Source organism: Actinomadura spongiicola (assembly GCF_003432485.1).
Classification (GTDB): domain Bacteria; phylum Actinomycetota; class Actinomycetes; order Streptosporangiales; family Streptosporangiaceae; genus Spirillospora; species Spirillospora spongiicola.
In genome coordinates, this window is record NZ_QVNQ01000005.1 from 670,999 (window position 1) to 694,851 (window position 23,853).

21 protein-coding genes are annotated in these 23,853 nt (G+C 71.5%); 12 read left to right on the plus strand and 9 right to left on the minus strand.

From position 1 onward, the window contains the following. Window positions 1–16 precede the first annotated feature (16 nt). Window positions 17–1,099, minus strand: a complete 1,083-nt coding sequence (locus D0T12_RS19475) for an ABC transporter substrate-binding protein (RefSeq protein WP_117400993.1) — start codon at window positions 1,097–1,099, stop codon at window positions 17–19. Between the two features lie 355 nt (window positions 1,100–1,454). Between D0T12_RS19475 and D0T12_RS19480 the strand changes: the two genes are divergently transcribed. Further along, window positions 1,455–2,147 carry a GntR family transcriptional regulator gene (locus tag D0T12_RS19480; RefSeq protein WP_117400994.1) on the plus strand — a complete coding sequence of 231 codons (693 nt, stop codon included), beginning with the start codon at window positions 1,455–1,457 and terminating at the stop codon, window positions 2,145–2,147. Next, window positions 2,144–2,896, plus strand: coding sequence for an SDR family NAD(P)-dependent oxidoreductase (locus D0T12_RS19485; RefSeq protein ID WP_117400995.1), 753 nt, complete (start codon window positions 2,144–2,146; stop codon window positions 2,894–2,896). Before D0T12_RS19480 ends, D0T12_RS19485 begins: the two co-directional genes overlap by 4 nt. 376 nt (window positions 2,897–3,272) lie before the next feature. Here D0T12_RS19485 and D0T12_RS19490 read toward each other — a convergent pair whose 3' ends face one another. The 4 genes from D0T12_RS19490 to D0T12_RS19505 all read right to left on the minus strand — a co-directional run bounded on the left by D0T12_RS19490 (window position 3,273) and on the right by D0T12_RS19505 (window position 7,686). Further along, entirely contained in the window at window positions 3,273–4,214 is a 942-nt protein-coding gene (locus D0T12_RS19490) for an ornithine cyclodeaminase family protein (RefSeq protein ID WP_117400996.1), read from the minus strand. Next, window positions 4,211–5,344: an aminotransferase class I/II-fold pyridoxal phosphate-dependent enzyme gene (locus D0T12_RS19495; RefSeq protein WP_117400997.1), complete on the minus strand. Its 1,134-nt coding sequence runs from the start codon at window positions 5,342–5,344 to the stop codon at window positions 4,211–4,213. The genes D0T12_RS19490 and D0T12_RS19495 overlap by 4 nt, the downstream gene beginning before the upstream one ends. Next, window positions 5,341–5,994, minus strand: coding sequence for a helix-turn-helix transcriptional regulator (locus tag D0T12_RS19500; protein WP_117400998.1), 654 nt, complete (start codon window positions 5,992–5,994; stop codon window positions 5,341–5,343). Before D0T12_RS19500 ends, D0T12_RS19495 begins: the two co-directional genes overlap by 4 nt. Window positions 5,995–6,576: 582 nt before the next feature. Next, entirely contained in the window at window positions 6,577–7,686 is a 1,110-nt protein-coding gene (locus tag D0T12_RS19505) for an ATP-binding protein (protein WP_117400999.1), read from the minus strand. 331 nt (window positions 7,687–8,017) lie between these two features. Between D0T12_RS19505 and D0T12_RS19510 the strand changes: the two genes are divergently transcribed. The 10 genes from D0T12_RS19510 to D0T12_RS19555 are packed head-to-tail and all read left to right on the plus strand — an operon-like array spanning window position 8,018 to window position 20,398. Further along, window positions 8,018–9,349: a lysine N(6)-hydroxylase/L-ornithine N(5)-oxygenase family protein gene (locus D0T12_RS19510; RefSeq protein ID WP_117401000.1), complete on the plus strand. Its 1,332-nt coding sequence runs from the start codon at window positions 8,018–8,020 to the stop codon at window positions 9,347–9,349. Next, complete coding sequence (locus D0T12_RS19515; RefSeq protein WP_117401001.1) at window positions 9,346–9,693, plus strand: cupin domain-containing protein; 348 nt, start codon at window positions 9,346–9,348, stop codon at window positions 9,691–9,693. The genes D0T12_RS19510 and D0T12_RS19515 overlap by 4 nt, the downstream gene beginning before the upstream one ends. Beyond that, the gene (locus D0T12_RS19520) at window positions 9,666–10,784 is read left to right on the plus strand and encodes an NAD(P)/FAD-dependent oxidoreductase (RefSeq protein ID WP_117401002.1); all 1,119 of its coding nucleotides are present in this window, start codon (window positions 9,666–9,668) and stop codon (window positions 10,782–10,784) included. Before D0T12_RS19515 ends, D0T12_RS19520 begins: the two co-directional genes overlap by 28 nt. After that, window positions 10,781–12,751, plus strand: a complete 1,971-nt coding sequence (locus D0T12_RS19525) for a class I tRNA ligase family protein (RefSeq protein WP_117401003.1) — start codon at window positions 10,781–10,783, stop codon at window positions 12,749–12,751. Before D0T12_RS19520 ends, D0T12_RS19525 begins: the two co-directional genes overlap by 4 nt. Then, window positions 12,748–16,089: a non-ribosomal peptide synthetase gene (locus D0T12_RS19530; RefSeq protein ID WP_117401004.1), complete on the plus strand. Its 3,342-nt coding sequence runs from the start codon at window positions 12,748–12,750 to the stop codon at window positions 16,087–16,089. The genes D0T12_RS19525 and D0T12_RS19530 overlap by 4 nt, the downstream gene beginning before the upstream one ends. Next, a complete protein-coding gene (locus D0T12_RS19535; RefSeq protein WP_117401005.1) occupies window positions 16,089–17,621 on the plus strand; it encodes an AMP-binding protein in 1,533 nt (510 codons plus the stop codon). Before D0T12_RS19530 ends, D0T12_RS19535 begins: the two co-directional genes overlap by 1 nt. After that, window positions 17,614–17,913, plus strand: a complete 300-nt coding sequence (locus tag D0T12_RS19540) for a phosphopantetheine-binding protein (protein WP_117401006.1) — start codon at window positions 17,614–17,616, stop codon at window positions 17,911–17,913. Before D0T12_RS19535 ends, D0T12_RS19540 begins: the two co-directional genes overlap by 8 nt. Next, the gene (locus D0T12_RS19545; RefSeq protein WP_117401007.1) at window positions 17,910–18,509 is read left to right on the plus strand and encodes a GNAT family N-acetyltransferase; all 600 of its coding nucleotides are present in this window, start codon (window positions 17,910–17,912) and stop codon (window positions 18,507–18,509) included. Before D0T12_RS19540 ends, D0T12_RS19545 begins: the two co-directional genes overlap by 4 nt. Beyond that, on the plus strand, window positions 18,506–19,549 hold the full coding sequence (locus D0T12_RS19550; RefSeq protein ID WP_199487549.1) for a C45 family autoproteolytic acyltransferase/hydolase: 1,044 nt from the start codon (window positions 18,506–18,508) through the stop codon (window positions 19,547–19,549). The genes D0T12_RS19545 and D0T12_RS19550 overlap by 4 nt, the downstream gene beginning before the upstream one ends. A 15-nt stretch (window positions 19,550–19,564) precedes the next feature. After that, complete coding sequence (locus tag D0T12_RS19555) at window positions 19,565–20,398, plus strand: helix-turn-helix transcriptional regulator (RefSeq protein ID WP_117401009.1); 834 nt, start codon at window positions 19,565–19,567, stop codon at window positions 20,396–20,398. Here the strand turns inward: D0T12_RS19555 and fabG are convergent. The 4 genes from fabG to D0T12_RS19575 are packed head-to-tail and all read right to left on the minus strand — an operon-like array spanning window position 20,350 to window position 23,682. Continuing rightward, complete coding sequence (gene fabG / locus D0T12_RS19560; protein WP_117401010.1) at window positions 20,350–21,099, minus strand: 3-oxoacyl-[acyl-carrier-protein] reductase; 750 nt, start codon at window positions 21,097–21,099, stop codon at window positions 20,350–20,352. The two genes, D0T12_RS19555 and fabG, sit on opposite strands and share 49 nt — an antisense overlap. Next, window positions 21,096–22,139 carry a beta-ketoacyl synthase N-terminal-like domain-containing protein gene (locus tag D0T12_RS19565; protein ID WP_117401011.1) on the minus strand — a complete coding sequence of 348 codons (1,044 nt, stop codon included), beginning with the start codon at window positions 22,137–22,139 and terminating at the stop codon, window positions 21,096–21,098. The genes fabG and D0T12_RS19565 overlap by 4 nt, the downstream gene beginning before the upstream one ends. After that, entirely contained in the window at window positions 22,136–23,410 is a 1,275-nt protein-coding gene (locus D0T12_RS19570) for a beta-ketoacyl-[acyl-carrier-protein] synthase family protein (RefSeq protein ID WP_117401012.1), read from the minus strand. The genes D0T12_RS19565 and D0T12_RS19570 overlap by 4 nt, the downstream gene beginning before the upstream one ends. Continuing rightward, the gene (locus tag D0T12_RS19575; protein WP_117401134.1) at window positions 23,407–23,682 is read right to left on the minus strand and encodes an acyl carrier protein; all 276 of its coding nucleotides are present in this window, start codon (window positions 23,680–23,682) and stop codon (window positions 23,407–23,409) included. The genes D0T12_RS19570 and D0T12_RS19575 overlap by 4 nt, the downstream gene beginning before the upstream one ends. Between the last annotated feature and the right edge of the window lie 171 nt (window positions 23,683–23,853).

A 23,853-nucleotide genomic window follows, 5' to 3' on the forward strand; every position in this document is an offset into this window, starting at 1 on the left:
GGATCCTCCGCTCGGGTCATTTCTTCAGCCATTCGTTCAGGCGCTGCGCAAGCATCTTCTGGTTCGTGGCGTAGTAGAGGCTGTCGTAGGCGAAGGACGCGCCGCCCTTACCGGACGGCAGGAAGCCATAGGTGGCAGCGGACTCGTCGGGGCGAGCCTCCGGGTGGCCGGGCGCGACCGGATAGATGTTGGAGAGCTGCGCGTTGTGCTCGGCGTCGGTCATGTAGGCGGCGAGCTTCATGGCGGCGTCCTTGTTCTTCGCCCCCTTCGGGATGACCAGGTAGTCGCTGCCCAGCCCGTACTCGTTCCACACGACGCCGATCTTGGCGCCGTCCTTGGCCATCGCGTACGCCTGGCTGGAGAAGACGGACGCCAGGGCGACCTCCCCGTCGGCGAGCAGCCGCACGGTGTCGGTGGGAGAGGGCGCCCAGATGAGCGACGACCGGATCGAGTCCAGTTTCCGGAATGCCCGATCGACGTCGAGCGGGAACAGCTTGTCGATGGGCACGCCATCGGCCAGCAGAGCCGACTCGTAGATGCCGGTCGGACCGGATACGCGGAAGAACGCCCGTTTGCCCGGGTATGCACCGAGGTCGAACCACTCGGCCCAGGTCTTGGGCGGATTGGGGATCTTGTCGGTTCGGTATCCCATGACGCTGGCGTACCTGTGCAGCGGTACCCGGTAGGGTGTGCCGCCCTCCCCCGCGGTGCAGGCGATCAGGCGGCAGTCCAGCGGTTCGAGGAGGGCCTCGTGCTCGCCCGTGCCGAAGTCGCCGCCGACGTCGACCAGGTCCCAGGTGACATTGCCGGACTTGACCATGGCCTCGATGCGGGAGTAGTCGGTCGAGCCGACGTCCTGAACGATCTTGACGTTGGGATGTTCCCGCATGTACGGGGCCAGGTATGCCTTCTCCTGCGCCTTCTGCAGAGCGCCTCCGTTGCCGGCGAAGGTCACCCTCTCCGACTTGCCTGCCGCGCTCTCGCCCGGGCCGCACGCGCCGAGGAACGGGGCGGAGCCCAGAAGGGCTGCTCCGCCCAGTCCACCCCGTAGCACCTGCCGGCGGGTCGGCCAGTCGCCGCCGCGTCCGTGGTCTCGCATGACGTCACCTCTCCCAGTCTCACTCCGTGGTGGCCCCGAATCCACAAGGAGTGCGGCGAATCGGATCCAAGTATCCAATTGACTTCCAGTACTGTCAAGAGGTCGACATCCCAGGATAGGCCTCCCACCTGGGCGATCATGCGGATCTCCTGCGTACACGCGGGGTCCGCTCGACGGATCGCTATGTGAGCCGTCCCGCCAACGACTCGTCCAAAGCCACGGCGACGGGCCAGATTGGATACGGGAACTCCTTCGTGCAGCCTCTGACGCTGAAGCCGATCTCGGTTGCGCCAGCTTTGAGACGGTGACCGACCCCTATTAGGATCCAGTTATCCAGAGCGCGAGGAGCGTGAGCATGTCAACGGATCAGCAAGCATGGCGGACCCAGCGCCGGGGAGGCGAGTCGCTCGGCCACTTCGTCACACGGGCGATCCGCGAGGCGGTCGTCAGCGGGCAGTTGGCCCCCGGCGAGCGGATCCCTCAAGAGCAGATCGGCAGTGCGCTCGAAGTGAGCCGCATCCCGGTACGCGAGGCGCTCCGACAGCTGGAGAGCGAAGGCCTGGTCCAACTGACGCCCAACAGCTTCGCCCGGGTCGCCAAGCTGGACTTCGCGGAAGTCAGCGAGATCTACCTCATGCGCGAACGGCTGGAGCCGCTCGCGATGGAGCTCAGTGTCCCCGGCCTCACCGAAGCCCAACTGCGGCACCTCGGCGGCCTGCGCGACGACATCGTCGGCAACCGGGACAACGTCGAGACGGTGCTCCAGCTCGACCGTGAGTTCCACCTCGCCTGCTACGGGGGCGCGCCGGCCCGGATCCGGCGGCTCGTCGGCGAGTTCTGGAACGCAACACAGCACGCGCGCCGGGCCTACCGCAACGTGGTGAAGCCCGACGACGACGAGCACGAGGTGATGCGCGCCGAACACTTTCTCATCCACGAGGCGATCAAGGCGGGCAACGGCGAGCAGGCCGGCGCGCTCGTGCGCACACACATAGCGCGCACCCGGATTCGGCTGCAACAGGAAATGTCCGAAGGGAGGGAGGCATGAGCGCGTCCGCGGCCACCCCACCGCTCGCCGTGGTCACCGGAGCCGCCGGCGGGGTGGGCCGCGCGGTGGCGCGTCGCCTGGCCGCGGCCGGCATGCGGCTCATCCTCTGCGACCGGGGCGACAACGTCCACGACATGGCACGAGAGCTGGCCGCCGACGGCGGGGCGGCGCGCGGTGTGCGCTTCGACGTCCGGGACGAGGAGGCCGTGGAGGCCGCCATCGCGGACATCGGCCGGCGGGAGGGCCCACCGGCCGCGGTCGTGGTGGCGCACGGGATCCCCGGGCCGACCGCCTCCGTCTGGGAGTGCGAGCCGGACCACTGGCGTCAGGTGATGGACGTCAACCTGACAGGCGCATACCTGGTCTGCCGATCCGTCCTCCCACTGATGCTGGAACAGGGCTACGGCAGGGTGGTGCTCATCGCGTCAATGGCCGGCAAGGAAGGCAACCCCTACGATTCGGCCTATTCGGCGTCCAAGGCGGGGGTGATCTGCCTCGCCAAGTCGCTCGGCCGCGAAACGGCGACCAGCGGCGTACTCGTGAACGCTGTCGCTCCCGGCGTCGTGGACACGCCCATGCTCGAGCACGCCTCAGAGGAACTCCTCGAGTACATGACCTCACGGATACCGATGGGACGGATAGCCCGTCCCGAGGAGGTGGCCGCAACGGTGGCGTGGTTGTGCTCGCCGGACTGCACGTTCTCCACAGGCGCGGTGTTCGACCTCTCGGGTGGGCGAGCCACCTACTGAACGGCGCAGCGCCACAAGCGTCTTGTCGGTGATCGCGTGCCAGCAGGCTCGTGCGGATACCTCGATACGCGCAGTGTTCGGAGTGGCGGCGCCGACACCCTCGGCGGCGTCGGTCAGCGGCCGTCGCGCTGGGCACGCCGTACAGCGGTCCGCGTGACAACGCTCGGCTTCAGGGGCCACGGGAGGCTGGCCGGAACCTGGCCACGGCATGCGCCAGCACGGTCGCCGATGCCTGTGTCCTTGGGAGAAGCACAATGAAGGCAAGACCTTCACCCCACGCCGACCACGCCGCCGTGCCCCCTCGGCAACGCCACCGTTCCCTCAGGCGAGGCGGCGGACTGTCCGTCCGCTGCCTCGCTCACGTGATCTCAGGAGCCTACGAGGCCAGCTCGCGCAGGACGGCCGCGGCGAGTGCCGCGTCGAGTGCGCCGACTCCGGTGAGGTCCGCGACCGTGATCGCGCCGTCCGGCCGCTCGACGGGTCTTTCGAGCAGGAGGCCGACGGGCGTGTCGCTGGTGTCGGTGGTGACCCCGGCGCGTACGGCGTGGCCGAAGTCGCCGTGGTCCAGGCATTGCCGGTGGTCGTCGGTGGCGATCAGTGCCGCGCGGGCGAAGAGCGCCGGCGGCAGTTCGTTCTTGTGGGGCATGTCGGTGCCGATGCCGGTGACGTGCGCGCCCGCGCGGACGTGACGGGCCTGCAGGACCGGGGTCGGTGCCGGTGTGGTGGTGATGATCATGTCGGCCGCGGCGGCCTCGTCGGCCAGGGCGGGCCGGGCGTGATGCCCGAGGGCGTCGAACGCCTCGCACAGCGACCTGGTCTTGTCCTTGCTGCGGCCGTGGACGAGCACCGTGTCGATCGGGCGGAGCCTGGCCAGCCATTCGACCTGGAGGCGGGCCTGTTCGCCGGTGCCGAACACGGCCAGGGTCGCGGCGCCTGGCCGAGCCATGGCATGGGTCGCCAGGGCGCCGGCCGCGGCGGTGCGCCAGGCGGTCAGCAGGCCCTGGTCGTCGAGGATGGCGTTGATCTCGCCAGTGCGGGCGCTGACGGCGCAGACCAGGCCGTGGTTGGTGGGCAGGCCGGCGGCGGGGTTGCGGTAGAAGCCGGTGGCGATCTTGACGGCGAAGCCGGGCGTGTCGGTGACCCAGCCGGCCTTGACGTGGCAGTCGCCGTCGGCGTCGGGGAACTGCAGGTGCAGCGGTGGCGGCACGGTGGTGCGGTCGTGGGCGTGGGCGATCAGCGCGTCGCGGACGACGGCGAAGACCAGCTCCGGGGTGGTGGCGCGCTTGATGGCGCTGGTACCGACGACGAGCGGGGTCATCGGCGTGCCCGCAACCACTGGGCGAAGGCGGCCAGGCCCTCTTCGGGGTCGGCACGTCCGACACCGAAGCGGAAACGGTCGGTGGGAGTGGGCGTGAGCTCGGACCGGTAGATGCTGGCGGGCAGCAGCAGGACGCCGGCTTCCTGGACCAGGCGAGTGCAGAACTCCTCCACTCCGTCGGCGCCGAGATAGCGGGGGTAGGCGACGCAGCCGCCGTCCGGGGCCCGCCACTCGAAGAGGTCCGCGAATTCGGCGAAGAAGGCGTCGAAGAGCGGCAGGTTGCGCGCGATGAGCGCGCGGTTGCGGTCCAGGATCGTGGCGCGGGCCTGGACCGCGATGCGGGCCAGGAGCTCGCTGGGGGCGGAGTTGCAGATCGTGGTGTAGTGCTTGGCCCGCTCCAGCCGGGACAGCACCTCCCGGTCGCGGCAGGTGATCCAGCCGATCCGCAGCCCCGGCAGGCCCAGCGACTTGGAGGTGACGTTCAGCGACAGCGCTCGCTCGGACAGGTCGGCGGCCTGCGGCAGGGTGCGGGCCGGATCGCGTTCCAGGCCGCGGTAGACCTCGTCACTGAACAGGTGGATGCCGCGTTCGTCGCACAGCCGTACCAGCTCGGCGAAGTCGGCGGTGCTGATGACCTTGCCGGTGGGGTTGTTCGGGAAGTTCACCGAGACGACCCGGGTGTTCGGCCGGATCGCCGCCTTCACCGCATCGAGGTCCAGGGCCCAGTCCCGGTCGGGGTCCAGGGCGACGCCGGTGACCTCGCACAGGGCGAGCGGCACGGTCTCTGCCGACTGGTAGTTCGGCGTCACCACCACGGCGTGGTCGCCCGCGCCCAGCAGTACGTTCATCGCCAGGTAGAGGGCCTCCTCGGCGCCGGCGAAACAGATCACGTCGGCCGCGTCCGCCCGGACGTACAATCCGGCGATCGCCTCGCGCAGTGCCGGGTCGCCGAAGGTCTGGGTGTAGCCCAGCGAAAGGTTCTCGAACGCTGCCCGGTCCTGGTCATCGCCCAGCGCGAGCAGCTCGCCAAGGGTCATCGTCTGCACGTCGGAGGCGGTCAGGTGGTGCCGCGCGGTGAACTCCCACCGGGAGAAATAGGTTTCCAGGCGGAAGTCGGGCAGCCGGGTCATGACCCGTTGTCCTTCGTACCGGGTGTTCGGAGTTCGGCCAGCAGGCCGTAGAGGGTGGACCGGGAGACCCGCAGGGCCGCGGCCACGACGGGGGTGGCGCGGCGCACGGCGAAGACCTTGGCCTCGTCCAGCCGGGCGAGGACGGCCAGGCGGTCGGCGCGGGTCAGCCGCTCGATGGGGCGGCCGCACTCACGCACGTACGCGCCGACGATGTGCTGGACGCGCTCGTTCCAGTCCTGGTCGAACAGCGGTTCCGGCCGGGGCACCGTGGGGGCGCCGAACGCGGTCAGCACGGCTGAGGCCTGCTCCAGCGGCGTGCGGTCGAGATTGACGCACAGCACCGCGGCGGCCTTCCCGTCCGGCTCGCGCAGGATGGCGCTGACCGATGACAGTCGCCGGCCGTCCGCAAGGAGTTTCTCGTAGGGTCCGAACACGTCCCGCGCCGCCGGATCCAGCGCGTCCAGCTCGCCCAGCATCGAGGGATCACCTGGGCCGCGGGAGCTCATCGGATTCCAGATCGCCAGGATCCGGTCGGTGTCCGGGTCATGCAGCACCACCTCGGCATACGGGCCGAGCAGCAGCGCGACGGCCTGGCCCACCGGCGCCCACATCCGGACCCGATCATCGGTGCCCTCTTCCACAGCCTCCATGCTCTGGACTATACGTCCACGATGGACTGAAAGTCCAGAAGTGCCCTCACGAACGACCCAGAGGGAAGGTCGACAAGGATGCGAAACGTCGATTCCCGGGACGGCCACGGGCGCGGACCGATGAGCGGGGCGCCCCCACCGCCTCCGACCAGACCCGGCGGGCCGCCCTTCACCGGGTCGCTCCGCCGCTCCAGCGGTGGCCCGGGTGGTAGGCGGCCGGGCGCGGGGGTCGAGGCGGTCTTGCGGGAGGTCATCCGGTCGCGGTATCGGGTCCGGCAGCGGCGGTCGGCACGTGAGGGCGGGGACGGGCCGCCGGTCACGGTCGGCGTTCGGGAAGCCACCGACGGTCGATGGCCTGTTGGAGCAGGTGTCAGGACAAAGGGGGGAACCGCAAGCCAGGCCCAAGCCCAGGCAGTTGGCGCGGGCGTCGGCGTCGACCCCGCGACCGCCCTGTCCGGCGCGACCGGGCGCGGCGCGTGCGGACGCGCCGAAGGGTAGTGAGCGGACGCGACGGCGAACAACGGCAGCGAGACGTCCTGATCGGTCACACCCAGAGGAGGCCGTACAGACCCGCGACCGTGGTCATTGAGCGGGGAGTCGGCAGGTGAGCTGGGCGCCGTCATCGGTGGCGGCAGTGGTGAGGGTGCCGTGGTGCACGCCGGCGATGGCGCGGGCGATGGTGAGGCCGAGGCCGGCGCCGCCGGCCTGGCGGCTGCGGGCGGTGTCGGGCCGGTAGAACAGGTCGAAGACGCGGTCACGGTGAGGCGAAGGGATGCCCGGGCCGTCGTCGGTGACGGTGATGACCGCTTGGTGGTCGCGGTGCCTCAGGGTCACGGTGACGGCGCTGCTGGCGTGGCGTTCGGCGTTGTCGAGCAGATTGGTGACAAGGCGGGCCAGGAGCGCGGGGATTCCTGGCACCGTGAGGGACTGGGCGAGGTCGAGGCGCGTCTGGTGCCGTGAGCCCTGGGAGTTCTGCTGGATGATCAAAGAGGTGAGGTCGACCGGTTGGCGAGCCGAGTTCCTCGCGGCATCGACCTGCTCCAGGAAGAGAAGGTCGTTGACGAGCATGCCCAGTCGTTCGGCGGCGCGCAGGGCTCCATGGAGTGCGGAACGGGTCTCGTCGCCTTCGGCGTGCGCGAGCGCCTCTTCCAACTGCAGTCCGAGGGCTGCCACCGGTGTGCGCAGTTCGTGGGCAAGAGCGACAGAGAACCGGCGGTGGCGTTCCTCGTAGGCGCTCAGCGGGCTCGGGGGGTCGCCGGGCTGCCTGATCGGCCTGGGTTGCGTCCGGTCTGGGCGATCGGTGGCGAGGGCCATGATGTCGGCTCCTGTCTCTGCGCGGTCCTGGTCGAAGAGCGGTTCCGGCTGGAGCACCGTGGGGTCGCCGAACGCGGTCAGCACGGCTGAGGCCTGCTCCAGCGGCGTGCGGTCGAGATTGACGCACAGCACCGCGGCGGCCTTCCCGTCCGGCTCGCGCTGGACGGCGCTGACGGATGACAGTCGCCGGCCGTCCGCAGGCATCGAGGGATCCCCTGGGCCGCGGAAGCTCATCGGATTCCAGATCGCCAGGATCCGGTCGGTGTCCGGGTCATGCAGCACCACCTCGGCATACGGGCCGAGCAGCAGCGCGACGGCCTGGCCCACCGGCGCCCACATCCGGACCCGATCATCGGTGCCCTCTTCCACAGCCTCCATGCTCTGGACTATACGTCCACGATGGACTATAAGTCCAGAAGTGCCTTCACGAACGACCCCCTGAAGGAAGGTCGACAAGGATGCGAAACGTCGATTCCCGGGACGGCCACGGGCGCGGATCGATGCGCGGGGCGCCCCCACCGCCTCCGACCAGACCCGGCAGGCCGCCCTCCATCGGGCGGAGGTGCTCGATCGGCTGACCGGCCGGTCCCGGCACGGAACTGACCATCGCGCGGCCACATTCCGCTCGTCCAAGGGCCCGATCGTCCGGCCGTCTCCAGGACGTGCTCGGTATTCAATTGACCACGAATCGTGAAACGGAGGGTGGCCGGTGCAGGAATTCGATGTCATCGGTGTCGGACTGGGGCCGTCGAATCTGAGCCTGGCGGCCCTGCTGGAACCGCTGCCCGATATTCGGGCGCGATTCTACGAGGCCCAGGAGACGTTCCGCTGGCACTGCGGGATCATGGTTCCGGGTGCCCAACTGCAGGTGTCCTATCTCAAAGACCTTGTGACGCTGGTCGATCCGAGCAACCCGCTGTCGTTCCTTAATTACCTGGCGCAGGAAGGCCGGTTGTACCGGTTCCTGATCGCGCACGCCGACCGGTGCTCGCGGCAGGAGTTCGAGCGCTATTACCAATGGGCCGCCGACCGTCTGAAGAGCATCCGGTGGGGACGGGCCGTCGAGCGTGTCGAGCTGCGCGGCGACCGGCTCGAAGTGATCTGTTCCGACGCCCGGCCGGTCGCGGCCCGCAACGTGGTGCTGGGATCGGGGCGCACGCCCTTCATGCCGCCGTACGCCGAGCGGCTGCGCGGGGACACCGTTCTGCACAGCAGTGAACTGGTCGACCGGGCACCCGAGACCGGCGGGCGGAACGTCATGGTGATCGGCGCCGGGCAGAGCGGCGCGGAGGTCGTCCACCATTTGCTCTCGGCCGACGACAGGGCACTGCCCGCCTCGTTGACCTGGGTGTCCAGCCGTGTGGGCTTCCTGCCGATGGACGACTCCCCCTTCACCAACGAGTGGTTCCACCCCGCGTACGTGGATCACTTCCACGGGCTGACCGCGCAACGGCGGCGGCTCCTGCTGGACCGGCAGCGCCTCGCCAGCGACGGCGTCACGGAGTCGCTGCTGCAGGACATCTACCGGCGGCTGTACGAGCTGGACGTGATCAAGGCGGCCGGATTCCGGCATCGCCTGCTGGCCGGCCACCGCCTGATCGACCTGACGCGCGACGGCGGCCGGTTGGTCGCGGCGCTGTGCGACGACGACACCGGCATGATCGAGTCCGCCTCCGTCGACACGGTCATCTGCTGCACCGGCTACCGCGCCGAGTTCCCCTCCTACCTGGAGCCGTTGCGCGGGCGGCTGCCGGACACCGACGGCACACTCCAGGTCCGGCATGACTACTCGCTGGTCTGGGACGGTCCCGGCCATCTGGGTCTGTACGTGCAGAACGCCGCCGAGGACACGCACGGCATCGCCGATCCCAACCTCAGCCTTTCCTCCTGGCGCAGCGCCCGGATCATCAACGCCGTCCACGGCAGGACCGTCTACCAGATCGAGAACGAGCAGGCGACGATCGCTTGGCGACGTGGGGACTGCCCTCCGCCGGCCGTCCAGGCGCCGGCCCCCCAAGCCCCGGAGGTGCAGGCCCTATGACCCGGCCGAGGCGGATCGCCTACCGGTCGCCCGAGCGCCACGACAGCGGCATGGTCATCGAGGAGGCGGCCCCCGCGGCGCAGGACGAGCGGTGGCCGTTCAAGACGGCCCGCTTCGAGGTGCCGCCGGGCCGCACGTCCGAACTCGACGTCCACGACGTCGCCGAGCTGTGGATGGTGCGCACCGGTACCGGCACCGTGGCCTCCGGGTCGACGCGGCTGGACGTCGGCCCGGGTGAGATGGTCTATTTCGCAGGCCGGGTTCCGCATCAGATCACCAACACCGGAACCGAGCCGCTCCGGCTGTTCAGCGTCTGGTGGACCTCGACGGGACCGGCGGCATGACCGCCGACCTGGCCGTCGTGGGCGGCGGCGTGATCGGCTCCTTCGTCGTGCACGAGGCGCTGCGGCGCAGCCCGGACTGGAAGGTGCTGCTGCTGGAGCGTTCCGCGATCGGCGCGAGCGCCACCGCATGGTCCGCCGGTGTCAGCTTCCCGCTGGGCGCCACGGCACGGCACCGGCAGCTCGTCCGGGCCAGCGCCGATCGTTACCACGCCCTCCGGGACCACGCTGCGGGGGCGTTCCTGCGCCCGGTACAGATGATCTACGTGCTGCGCCGGGCCCACCTGGCGGCGTTCACCGCCCGGGTGGTCGACGCGGCGCTACGGCCGGTCACAGCGGCCGAGCGGGAACGGGTGACCGGAGGCATCCTGCCCGACCTGCGGCTCGAACCCGACGAGGAGATGATCACCCACGACGGGCACGGACTGGTCGTCGGGGCCCGCCCGATGGCCGAGGCGCTGGTCGCCCGGGCAGCCGGGCGCACCGAGGTCCAGATCGGCCAGCGGGTCGACGGCATCGAGCCCGAGGACGCCGGCTACCGGCTGCGCACCGAGCACGGCGAGTGGACGGCGCGGCGGGTCGTCCTGGCGTGCGGCCCCTGGACACCGCCCCCGCTCGGCGAACCGACGTTGCCCGCCGCACCCGGCGCGCGGCGCAAGCGGATCGCCGCCCTGCACACGCGGCTGCCCGTGACCATGGACGACCCACTGGTCTACTTCGTCGACGACGACCTGTTCCTCCTTCCGCTGTCCGCCGGGGTGGCGCTGGTGAGCTTCTACCGGGACGAGTGGGACACCGATCCCGATTCCTGTGACGGGCGGCCCAGCGCCGACGACCTGCGGCAGGGACGTGCCGCGCTGGACCGCCGGAGCCCCGCCGCGGCGGCGGCCGTGACCGGCGGACGCGCCTTCTGCGACCTCTACACCGACCACCGGCTGCCGGTGGTCACGACCTCGTCCGGGCTCCCGGGCCTTGCCGCGGTCCGCGGCGGCTCCGGCTCGGGCGTCCGGCTCGCACCCGGACTGGCGACCGAGGCGTTCGACGCCGTCACCGCACGAGACCCGGCGCATTCCCAGCGAGGAAGGCACGCATGAGCACCAGGAAGCCGATCTTCGTCTTCTCGACCCCTCCGACCCCCAATGGCGACCTGCATCTCGGCCATCTGGCCGGCCCCTACCTCGGGGCCGACGCCTTCGTCCGCTTCCAGCGGATGAACGGGGCCGCGGCCTGGCATCTGACCGGTAGCGACGACTTCCAGAGCTACGTGGTGGAGCGGGCGCGGCGGGACGGGCGCGACTGCACCGCGACCGCCCGGCACTACAGTGCCGAGATCGCCGAGACGCTCGCGTTGCTGGACGTCCGGCCCGACCAGTACACCGTGACCAGCGCGGAGCCCGGCTACACGGAGGGCCTGCGCGACTATTTCTCCCGGCTTGTCGCGTCGGGCCGCGCCGCCCCCGCCGAGAACGCCGCCCTCTTCGACGCCGAGACCGGTGACTACCTCTACGAGGTCGACGTCTCCGGCGGGTGCCCGAGCTGCCGGGCTGCGACCGGCGGAAACATCTGCGAGGAGTGCGGCGAGCCCAACTGCTGCGCGGATCTCCTCGAACCGAGGTCGGGCCGGTCGCCCGCCCCGCCCCGGCGGGGTACGGCCGTCCGGCATTCGGTGCCGCTGCACGAGTTCGCGGACGAGGTCGCCGAGCACCACGCGCGAGGCCGCGTCCCGGCCCGGCTGAAGGAACTGGCCGACCGGCTCTTCCGCAGGGAGTGCCTCGATATCGCCATCACCCACCCGTCTAGTTGGGGCGTCCCGCCTACCGAGACCGACGTCACAGGGCAGGTCATCTGGGTGTGGCCGGAGATGTCGTACGGCTTCCTCCACGGCATCCAGGCCCTCGGCCGCCGTCTCGGACGGGACTGGCGCGCGAACCGCCCCGGCGACGACTGGAAGATCGTCCATTTCTTCGGCTATGACAACAGCTTCTACCACGCGGTTCTCTACCCGGTGCTCTACCGGCTCGCCCACCCCGACTGGTCGCCGGACATCGAGTACCACGTCAACGAGTTCTATCTGCTGGACGGTGAGAAGTTCTCGACCAGCCGGCGGCACGCGGTGTGGGGCAAGGACATCCTTGGTCCCGGCAGTGTGGACGCCGTCCGGTTCTTCTTGTCACGCACGCGGCCGGAAGGCAGGCGCACCAGTTTCTCGCGCGGCGCGTACGAGACCGTCCTGCGCGAGGAACTGATCGGGACGTGGCAGCGCTGGCTCACCGATCTGGGCGCCAGGGTCGAGAAGCTCCACGACGGGATCGTGCCGGAGCCCGGCGCATGGACGCCCGAGCACCGCGCCTTCCGGCAACGGCTCGACGACCGGCTGAGCGCCCTGACCGGCAGCCTCGGCCCGGACGGTTTCTCGCTCAACCGGGCGGCGGGCGAGCTGCACGGGCTCGTGCTGGACGCGCTGCGGTTCGCCCGGGAGGAGGGCGTGATCGCCGAGAGCGACCGCTGGGCCGGGCAGACCCGTACGGCGATCTCCCTCGAACTGGCGGCGGCGAACCTGCTGGCGCACTGCGCCGCGCCGGTCATGCCCCGCTTCGCGCAACGGCTCGCGGCCGCCCTCTGCGTCCCCGAACCAACCGAGTGGCCGCGGCAGGTGCCGTCGCCACCCGCGGGAACCCGCATCAGCCTCGCCCGGCGAACGTTCTTCGTCCCCCCGGAAACGCCCGATACGGCCCAACCCCTTACGGCCCAACCCGTTCCGCGCCAACCCGATACGGCCCGAACATCCGGCGCGGACGCCAACGACGCCGACACGGGGACGGATGTGCTCTCGTGGCTTCGCGACGTCCTCCGGACCACGCTGCAACTGCCCGAGGAGACCCCGCTCGACGGCAGGTCGATGAACGAGCTCGGGCTGGTGTCGCTGCAGACCGTGGCGCTGCAATACCAGATCCTCGAGGAACTCGGCGTCGACATCACCGGCGAGGAGCTCTTCGCCGCCCCCGATGTGGCCGCACTCGCCGCACTGCTCAACGATCGTGCGGAGGCGATCCGGATATGAGCCGCACCGTGTTGCCGAAAGAGATCGAGTCGTTGCTGGGGGATCTCGACTCGCGCGGACTGCGCCTCACCGCCACCGGATCGGACCTGCGGCTGCAAGGGCCGCGCGAGCGCATGGACCCCGACCTGATCGGGCGCATCAAGGCGAACAAGGCGGAACTCATCTCCCACCTCGCCGCGGCGGCCGAGGCGGCGGAGGCGCGTTTCCCGCTCACCCCGCTGCAGCGCGGCTACCTCCTCGGCCGCGACGACATCTTCGAGATGGGCAACGTCGCCAACCACGTCTACCAGGAGATCGAGGGGCACTGGGACCTCGACCGGCTCGAGGCCGCGCTGGCGGCGGTCGTCCGGCGTCACGGCATGCTCCGCACGGGCTTCACCGACGACGGCCAGGCCGAGGACGAGACGGTCGCCGCTCCCCGGATCGCGCGGGTGGATCTGCGGGACCTCAGCGATGACGAGCGCCGCCGACGCCGCCTGGAACTACGCGAGGAACGGTCGCACCGGATGCTGCCGCTCGACCGCCCGCCACTGATCGCGGTCGAGGCGACGACCCTGGCCGACGACCGCATGGTCCTCCACGTGAGCAACGACGGGCTCGTGATGGACGGCATCAGCGCGATGCTGTTCATGCGGGAGTGGTGGGCGGCCTACCAGGGGGAGCCGGTCCGGCACGAGGCGACGCCGTTCGCATCGTACGTCGCGGCGCTGGAGGCCGCGCGGACCCGCGGCCCCGCGGAGCGGTCGCGCGAGTACTGGTACGCCAGGCTCGACGACCTGCCGCCGCATCCGGACCTTCCGCTCCGTGCCGCCCCGGCCGAGATCACCGAACCGAGGTTCGTCCCTCGGACGGTGCGGCTGGACGCGACGCCGTGGGCCACCTTGAAGGCGACCGCGGGCGGGCACGGGCTGACCCCGTCCGGCCTGCTGCTCGCCGCGTACGCCGAGACGCTCGCGGCCTGGGGCGCGGGCTCCGCCTTCACCGTCACGACCACGGTCGCCGACCGCCCGCCGATCCACCCGCACATCCTCGACACGATCGGCGCCTTCTCCGACACCATGCTGGTGGAGATCGCGCTCGACCATGGGGACGCGTTCGCGCAGCGCGCGCGGAGCCTCCAGGCGCGGCTGCGACGCGACCTCGACCACCGGCACTTCTCGGGCGTCGAGGTGATGCGGGAGATCAGCCGGCGGTACGGGAGCGCGCGGGCGCGCATGCCGTTCACCTTCAACAGCGCCATCGGCTACCCGTTCGGGGATCTCGACGGCTCGACCTTCGAGCTGTTCGGGCCGCGGGTCTACACCGTCAGCCAGACCCCGCAGGTGTGGGTCAACGTCTTCGCCTTCGAGCAGCACGGCGGCCTGGTCGTCCAGGTGGACGGCGTGGACGAGCTGTTCCCCGAGGGCCTGCTCGACGACGTCGTGGCGGGCTACCAGGCGCTGCTGCTGCGGCTGCTCGACGACGACGCCTGGGCGGCGAAGACGTTCGACCTGATGCCCGAGGCGCAGCGCGCCCGCCGCCGCGAGGCCAACGACACGGCGGTGGCACCGACGGACGAGATGCTGCCGGACGCGTTCACGGACCAGGCCGCGCGTACCCCGGACGCGCCCGCGATCATCACCTCCCGGCGCACGATGAGCTATGGCGAGCTGCTGGCGCGCGCCCGCCACGCCGCGGCCTGGCTGCGGGAACGCGCGGCGGGGCGGGACGAGCTCGTCGGCCTGGTGATGACCCGGGGTCCGGAGCAGATCATCGGCATCCTGGCCACGCTGATGGCCGGTGCGGCGTACCTGCCCGTGGACGCCGGGCTGCCCGAGAGGCGCCGGGCCTACATGCTCCGGGACGGGCGGGTGCGCCTCGTGCTCACCAATGGCCCGGCAGAGGGGATCACGGTCGGCGACGATCCGCCGGAGGTCCTCCGGCTCGACGCCGCACAGCCGCCGCCGAACACGGTGCCGGCCGCCGTGGAACGACCGCCGGGCGCGGGGCCCGACGACCTGGCGTACGTGCTCTACACCTCGGGCACGACCGGGGACCCCAAGGGAGTCATGGTCGGTCACCGCAGCGTGGTCAACGTGGTCGCCGACTGCAACGAGCGGTTCGGCGTCGCCCCCCGCGACCGCTTCTTCGGCGTCAGCGCATTCAACTTCGATCTGTCGGTCTACGACGTGTTCGGAGCCCTGGGCGCGGGCGCTGCGATCGTCCTGCCCGACCACGAGCGGGCCACCGACGCCGCGCACTGGCTGGAGCTCTGCGGGACGGCCGGCGTCACGGTGTGGAACTCCGTGCCCGCGATCGTCTCGCTGCTGCGCGACCAGGCGGCGGCGGACGGCGCCGAGGCGCTCGCGACGCTGCGGCTGGTGATGATGAGCGGCGACCGCATCCCGCCCACACTGCCGCCCGCGCTGCGTGAGCTGAAGGCCGACCTGCGGCTGGTGTCCCTGGGCGGCCCGACGGAGACCACCATCTGGAACATCCTGCATCCCATCGGCCCCGGCGACGACGGGAGCCGCAGCGTCCCGTACGGGCGGCCCAACGCGGGCAACCGCGCCTACGTCCTCGGCCCGCACGGCCAGGACATGCCCGACTGGGTCACCGGAGAGATCTGCGCGGCGGGCGTCGGGCTGGCCCGCGGCTACTGGGGCGACGAGGAACGGACGGCCGAGCGGTTCCGCTGGGACGACCGGCGCGGCGAGCGGCTCTACCGCACCGGCGACCTCGGCCGCTACCTGCCGAACGGCGAGATCGAGATCGTCGGGCGCGCCGATCACCAGGTCAAGGTGAACGGCCACCGCATCGAGGCGGGCGAGGTCGAGACCCGGCTCACCGCGATCGAGGCCGTACGGCAGGCGGTGGTGGTCCGCCAGGAGGGAGCGCGCGGCGAACGGCTCGTGGCGCACCTGGTCGCGGCGGGGGCGGAGCGCCCGCCCGACGCCCGCCTCGGCGAGCGGCTGCGCGCCCACCTGCCCGACTACATGATCCCGTCCGCGTACGTGTGGCATGAGAGCCTGCCGCTGACGCGCAACGGCAAGGTCGACCGGACGAGCCTGACCGCGACCGGTGCCGTGGCCGGTGTCGTGACCGCCACGGGCACCGGGGCGGCCGGTCCGGCCACGGATCTGGAACAGCAGATCGCGGAACTGTGGGCGAGCGTGCTGGAACTCCCGGACGTCCCCCCCGAGGTCGAGTTCGGCGAGCTGGGCGGCGACTCCATCGCCGCGGCCACCATCGCCACCGGGGTGCGCAAACGGTACGGCCTCACGATCCCGCTGCACCGCCTTCCCGAGGTGGCCACCGTGCGGGCGATGGCCACCTACATCGAACGGGAGGGCCGCTGATGGAGTCGATCATCAATGCGATCGTCGCCGAGCCGCCCGAGCCCGGCCACCGGCTGCGCCTCGTGGAGCTGCACGGCACCCAGACGATCGGCCTGCCCGAGCTGCACGAAACCGCCGGGCGGCTCGCGGGACGGCTGCGCGAGGAGGGGGTGCGTCCCGGCGACCGCATCGGAATCCTGGCCGCCAACTGCCTGGAATGGGTGCTCCTCGACCTGGCGGCATTGCGCCTGGGCGTCGTCACCGCCGGATTCGAGCCGGGCAAGTTCGAGGGGGACGGCGAGCTGCTCGCCCGCTACGACCTCGAACTGCTCTTCACCGACCGCGGCGAGGCGGCGGGCGTGGGCGGTGTCCGTGCCATCAAGGAGGTCGGCTCGCTCGCTGAGGCGCCGCCGCACGTCGCGGAGCCGCACGTCGCGGGACCGCCGGCGGTCCGCTACGAGCCCGGCGATGTGACCACGCTGAAGTTCACCTCGGGCAGCACCGGGCAGCCGAAGGGCCTCGCGGCCAGCGTGGGCAGCATCGACAGCTCGCTGCGCGCGGTTCAGGAGATGTTCCAGCACGGCCCCGAGGACGACCTGTTCGTCTTCCTGCCGTTGTCGCTGCTGCAGCAGCGGTACTGGATCTACTCGGCGCTGCGGTACGGCCATGACGTCACCGTGAGCACGTACGAGGCGGCCTTCATGGCCATGCGCCAGACCCGGCCCACCGTCGTCATGGGCGTGCCCGGGTTCTATGAGACCGCGAAGAAGCACATCGAGGCCAGGGCCGACGCGACCGGCGTCACCCGGGAGGAGGCCGCCCGGCGGCTGTTCGGCGACCGCATCCGCTATCTGTGGACCGGTTCGGCCCCGGCCTCCGCCGCGCTGCTGCGGTTCTTCGGCTCGGTGGGCCTGCCGATCTACGAGGGGTACGGGCTCAACGAGACGTGCATCGTCAGCAAGAACCATCCCGGCGCGCACCGCGAGGGCAGCGTCGGGCGGGTGCTGCCCGGCAAGCACGTGCTGCTGGACGAGGCCGGTGCGATCAGCGTGCGCGCCGACTTCCCCGTGAACACCCGCTACGAGTACGCGCGGCCCGGCGAGTCGGAGCGCATGTTCGGTCCGGACGGCACCGTGCGGACCGGCGACGTCGGCCACATCGACGAGGACGGCTTCCTCTACATCCACGGCCGCGCCGACGACACGCTCGTGCTGGACAACGGCAAGAAGATCGTCGTGCGGCCCGTCGAGGAGGCGATGAAGGCCGACCCCGAGATCGCCGAATGCGTGATCTTCTGCCTGGGCCAGAGCCGGCTCGTCGCCGTCGTCTCTCCCGCCCGCACGCCCGCCGACGAGGCCGCCATCGCGGCCCGGCTGGCGCAGACCAACGCCGCCCTGGAACGCGACGAGCGGATCTGGAAGGTCGTCATCGCCGACCCGCCGTTCACCATCGACGGCGGCACGCTCACCTCGCAGTTCAAACCCAAACGCAACCGGATCCACGACCTGTACCGTCCCGAGATCCACGACAGTGACAGGGGAATTCATGCCTGAGCACGTTGAGGTCGCGGCCCGCCGCACCCTGGCGCCGCTGCTCGATCTGGACATCGCCCCGGACGAGCTCGACCCCGATCGCGACCTCGCCGCCGACTACGGGCTGACCTCGCTCAACAAGGTCCTGTTCCTGACCTCGGTGTGCGAGGACACCGGTGTCGCGCTGTCCCGCTTCACCGAGCGCGACGTGGCTCGCATGCACACGCTGCGGGACGTCACCGAGCTGCTGAGCTCCCATGCCGGGTCGTCTCCCCGCGCCGAGGACGACGCGGAGAACGAGGCCGCCCGATGAGCTGGACCGAACTGGCCCCCGCCACCCTGGAGAACGAACACGTGCTGCTGCGGCCGATCGAGCCCGGCGACCGCGCGGCGCTGCGCACGATCGCGCTGGACGCGCATATCTGGCGCTACTTCGTCAACCGGGTCGAGACCGACGCCGACTACGAGGCGTTCTTCGACGCGACGCTGGCCGACCACGCGACGGGGCGGCGGGCGGTGTTCGTCATCACCGACAAGCACTCGGGCCAGGTCGCCGGGAGCATGAGCTTCGGCAACATGGCCGAGGCGGACCGGCGCATCGAGGTCGGCTGGTCCTGGCTCGGCCGCGACTTCCGCGGGCGGGGCATCAATCGCTGGGCCAAATACCTGCTGATGGAACACGCCTTCGAGCGTCTCGGCGCAGAGCGGGTCGAGTTCAAGACCGACCAGCTCAACGACCAGGCACGACGCGGCCTCCGCAACATCGGCGCGACCGAGGAGGGCACGCTGCGCAGCTTCAATCCCATGCCGGGCGGGCGGCGCCGCGACGCGGTCTTCTACAGCGTGCTGCGCGCCGAATGGCCGCACGTGAAGGAGCAGCTGGCGACCAGCCCGAAGGTGCGACGGTGACCGACGTCCCCTTCGTGCGGGCCGCGGGGGACGCGGCGACCCTCGGCCGGCTGCACGGGGCCGCCCGGGCGGAGGCGCTGCGGGCGTTCCTGGACGACTCGCTGTGCCGGCTCAACCGGCTTCTCGACCTGCCGCAGTCGATGGACGGCCTGCGCCCCGTGCTCGACGCGTACCGCGCGGAGATCGAGGCGCAGACCCCCGACCTCGCCGCCGAGATCCGCGGCCTCGCGGAGGGGGCCGGTCTCACGCCGGAGGAGGCGACGCTGCTGCAGGTCCGGCGCGAGGTCCTGGGCTACCGCAAGGTGCCGGTGCGCGGCGACTGCACGACCTACGCCCGGGCCGGGGCCGGGACGCCTGTACTGGCGCAGACGGTCGATCTCAACGGTGACCTGGAGGACCAGATCGCCGTCCTGGAGGTGGCCCCAGAGGGAAGCGGGCGGCGGTCGCTGCTCCTGAGCTTCGCGGGCCTGCTGGGGTATCTCGGGGTGAACTCCGACGGGCTGGCCGTCGGCCTGAACCTGCTGCTCGGCGGCGACTGGCGGCCGGGGCTCCCGCCGTACCTGGCCATCCGCCATCTGCTCGACACCACGGCGGACGTCGATGAGGCGACCAGGGCGCTCGCCGGGCTGCGGGTGGCCAGTTCGCGCAGCCTGACCCTGTGCGACCGCTCCGGCAAGGCCGCCTACGTCGAGATCCTCGGTGACGACCTGCGGATCGTCGAGGCGCCGCAGATCGTCCACACCAACCACTACCTGCATCCGGAGTTCGCGCCGCACGACGAGCTGAACGTCTTCGCCCGCAACTCCTCGCTCCGGCGGCTGGAGGCGTGCACGGCCAGGCTCGCGGCGCTTCCGGCGTCGGCGGGAGCCGAGGAGCACTTCGGGGTGCTGTCCGCGCCGCCCATCCGCGTACCGGATGAAGGCGACATACGCCTGGACAAGACCGTCGCCGCCGTCGTCATGCGACCCGACCAGGGCCGCCTGTACGTGCGTCCGGGCGATCCGTCCCGTTCCCGGACGCATGTCTTCACGTTGAGCTAGGGAGGAGTGCCAGCGGTGAGTGCCGAATCGGCGGTCGAGCGCTCCGTGCCCGCCGGGGCCGGGAGCCGCTCGTCGCAGGACGAGGTGGAACGCGACCTGCTCAAGGCCCGGGCGCTGGTCGAGGCTGCCATGTTCGAGCACCGCCGCCGGCTGGCGGCGGCCACGCTGGTCGAGCTGTCGGACGACGGTGACGCGGCGGGCGGCACGACACGCTCCCTGGCGGCCTCCGCCCGGGAGGAGCTGATCATCGTGCTGGCGGGCGCCGGCTGGGCGGCCGAGGTGCTGCCGGAGCTGGGCCGCGCGTTGCAGAACGGCGTGCCGGTACGGGTGCTCTGCGCGAGGGAGACGCTCCGCACCGCGTGGGGCACCCGGCTCGTCGGCCGGGCGCGCTCGGCGGGTGCCCAGGTCCGGGTGGCCGGGGTCCCGCTCCAGGAGCTGATGCTCGTGGACGAGTGCGCCGCGGCCGTCCGTGCGGGGCGGCAGCTCATGGTCATCCGGGCTCCGGCGATGTTGGGCGCGCTGCGCGGCCTGTTCGCCGGGGCGTGGGAGTCGGCCAGCCTCGCCGCGGACCGCCGGCCCTTGGAGGAGGCGGGCTGGGACGGGCTTCACCGGCAGGTTCTGGCGCTGCTGAACGCCGGGCACAAGGACGACGCGGCGGCCCGCCACCTCGGCCTCTCCGTGCGCACGTACCGGCGGCATGTCGCGGAGATCATGCGTGACATGGGGGCGGCCTCCCGGTTCCAGGCCGGCGCCCGTGCCGCCGAGCTCGGCCTGCTTGCGGGAGGCGACGGCCGGCGGGGTCAGCCGAGTATGCCGCCGTCGATCTGGAACACGGCGCCGGTGATGTAGGAGGCGAGGTCCGACGCGAGAAAGCCGACCAGGTCGGCGACCTCGTCCGGGCGGCCCATGCGGCCCAGCGGAATCCGGGCCAGCGCCTGCTCGCGGACCGGGTCCGGCAGGCCCGAGGTCATTTCCGTCTCGATGAATCCGGGAGCGACGACGTTGGCGCGGATGCCGTACGGGCCGACCTCCTTGGCGAGCGCCTTGGTGAAGCCGATGACGCCCGCCTTGGACGCCGAGTAGTTCGTCTGCGTCGCGTTGCCCTGGACGCCGGCCACCGAGGAGAGCGTGATCACGCAACCGGCCCTGCGCTTCATCATGGCGAACACCGCCGCACGACAGACGTTGTAGGTGCCGTCGAGGTTGACGTCGAGCACGTGGCGCCAGTCGTCCCGGGTCATCATCACCAGCGGCCGGTCGCGGACGATCCCGGCCGAGGTGACCACGGTGGCGATCGGGCCGAGCTCGGCCTGGACGCTCGTGACCAGATCCTTCACGGCACCGGGGTCGGTGACGTCGGTCCGCCACGACCTCACCCGCACGCCCAGCTCACCGGCCTGCTTCTCCAGGTCCCGGGCGGCTTCTGGGCTGGACCGGTGGCAGAACGCCACGTCGTGGCCGTCGGCCGCGAGCCGCAGGACGACCGCGGCGCCGATTCCCCGAGTGCCGCCGGTCACCAGCGCGACGCCGGTCGGCGCGTCATCCGTCATCGTGTGTCTCCTGCCGAGGGCAGCCGGAGCAGCGCGCAGCCGACCACCCCGTCCCGGTCCACCGCGGTCACCAGCGCGGTGCGCGCGTCGCCCGTCCGCTCCGATTCGGCCAGGGCGAGCACGGCAGCCAGCGCGAAGGCGGCCGAGGCGGCGTGGGTGTCGCCGACCAGGTCGGTGCTGCGGAGCCGTACCGCCGGATGACCGGCGAGCACGTCGTCCTCGGCCGCGCCGCCGGAGCCGGCGATCGCCCAGAGGTCGGCCGGCGACTCGCCGCTGGCCGTGAACGCGCGGTCGACGCAGGTGCCCAGCGCGGCCCCGGCCCCCGCCGGTTCGGCGCACACCGAGAACTCGACCGCCAGGACCTCGGCCAGCCCGGGACGGTCGTCCTTCTCCGGCGCCAGGAGGAACATCGCGCAGCCCTCCCCGAGGAGCGCGCCGGGAGCCGCCGCGGCCCCCTCGAGCCACGCCCGTTCGGCGGAGAACTCCTCGACGGCTCCGCACAACACCGCTCCCGCGCGACCCGAACGCTGGAGACGGCGCGCGTAGTTGAGCGCGAGCAGGCCCGTCGCCCTGCCCCCGGAGATGGTGGCGTTCGGCCCCCGCAGTGTGTGCCGGATCCCGCACTGGGCGGCCGCGCAGTTCAGCACGGCGTTGGGGAACCGGCCCGCGTCGACGAAGAACGGCTTGGCCTGGGTGAGGGTGTCGCGCGCGAAGTCCATGCTGCTCTTGGCGCTGCTGATGTTCGTGCCGAGAACGAGCGCCGCCTCGTTCCCCACGTCCGCTCTCCGCTCTCCATCGGTGCCGCCGACCAGATGACCCGCCGTGGCGACGGCGAGCGCGGTCACCCGATCCATGGTGCGGGTGCCGCCCCGGCCCAGCACCTCGCGGATCTCGAACCGCGGGACCAGGCGGGCCCGTCCCGGGTCGGGCGGCGTGGCCGTTTCCGCGGCGGTCCCGCGGGCCCGGACGGCGGCGGCGAAGGCCGGCCGGCCGAGGCCGAGGGCGGAGATCGCCGACCAGTCCGAGATCGTCGTGGTCATGACGGCTCCTCGTACCGGCCGAGGAGCAGGACCGCGTTGTTGCCGCCGAAGGCCAGCGCGTTGTTCTGGACGACCCGCAGATCGGCCTCGACGGCCTCGTTGGGCACGCAGTCCAGCCCGCACTCGGGGTCGGTCTCCTCGTGATTGATGGTCGGCGGGATGAAGCCCTCGCCGATCGCGACCACGCACCCGATCGCGGCCAGGGCGCTCGCCGCGCCCAGCGTGTGGCCGAGCATCGATTTCATGGACACCGTCCGCGGGGGCGAGGCGTCGCCGAACACCCCGCGGATGGCACGGGCCTCGGCGATGTCGTTGGCCTTGGTGGCGGTGCCGTGCGCGGAGATGAGGTCGACCTCCTCCGGTTCGACGTTCGCGTCGTCGAGAGCGAGCCGCATGCACCGGGCGACGCTGTCCGAGTCGGGGGCGACGGGATGTGCGGCGTCGCAGTTCAGCCCGTACCCGAGCACCTCCGCGTGGATCCGGGCGCCTCGGGCGCGCGCCGACTCCAGATCCTCCAGCAGGAGCACGCCCGCGCCCTCGCCGGTCAGCATCCCGCGGCGGTCGAGGTCGAACGGACGGCAGCGGTCGGGAGCCATCGCACCGAGCCGGTAGAAGCCGGCGAACGTCTTGCGGCAGAGCGCGTCCGCGCCCCCGCACAGGGCGAAGTCGACGTCCCCGGCGCGCACCGCGTCGTACCCGTGGCCGATGGCGTAGTTGCCCGCCGCGCAGGCGGTCGGGACGGTGACCGGCTCGACGTCGGTCAGGCCCAGCTCGTGGGCGATCGACACCGACAGCCGCCCGGCGTTGATCCGGCGGGCGAGCGCCGGGGACATGCCGGCCGGGCCGTGGGCCAGTTCCTGCGCGACGAGGGCGTCGATGTCGCGGGATTCGCCCATCGTGGTGCCGATCGCGATCAGGCCGTGCCGGGAGCGCAGCCGGGCCACCGTGTGCTCGGCGGCGGCCGGGTCGCCGCTCGCGTCGGCGACGGCCAGGCGGGCCGCCGCGACGGCGAACCGGCTGGCCCGGCCCAGGTCCGCGGGGTCCAGTTCCTGCAGCCAGTCGGCCGCGTCGAAATCCGGGACCTCGCAGGCGATGTCGTGCTCGAAGCCCGTGGTGTCGAACCCGCGGACCGGCGCGGCGCCGCTACGCCCCGTGCGCAGCCCGGCGGCGAACGCGGCGAGGCCGACGCCGATCGGGGAGATCACGCCCAGCCCGGTGACCACAACCCTGCGGCCTCGGGCGGACGGTCGCGGTGCGGCGCGTGCGGTCATGGAGCCGGGTCGGCCTCCCGCTCCCATCCCGCGGCCTCTGACACCACCGCGAAGACGCCCGACAGGTTGACCATGCGGATCAGTTCGCCCTCGTCGATGACGATGTTGTACTGCTTCTCCAGCAGCCCCAGGATTTCGATCGTGCCCATCGAGTCCGCACCGTGGTCCTCCTTGAAGAGGCTGTCCTCGGTGATCTCGTCGGGATCGATTTCGAGAATCTCGCACACGATGTCCCGCATTTCCGCCATGCGGTCCTTAGCGGCAGTGGTCATGGCCAGAACGTAGGCGTCGGCGGCGGGCCCGCCAACGCGCCTTTCCACAAGCTGACACGCCAACCACGGCGGAGCGGCCCTCCGCGATCGGCAGAGCACGGAATGTGACCGGAAGATCGTGAACGGGTCGCAGGTTCCTGCCACATTCGCCGGCGGCCGGGTGACAGCGGG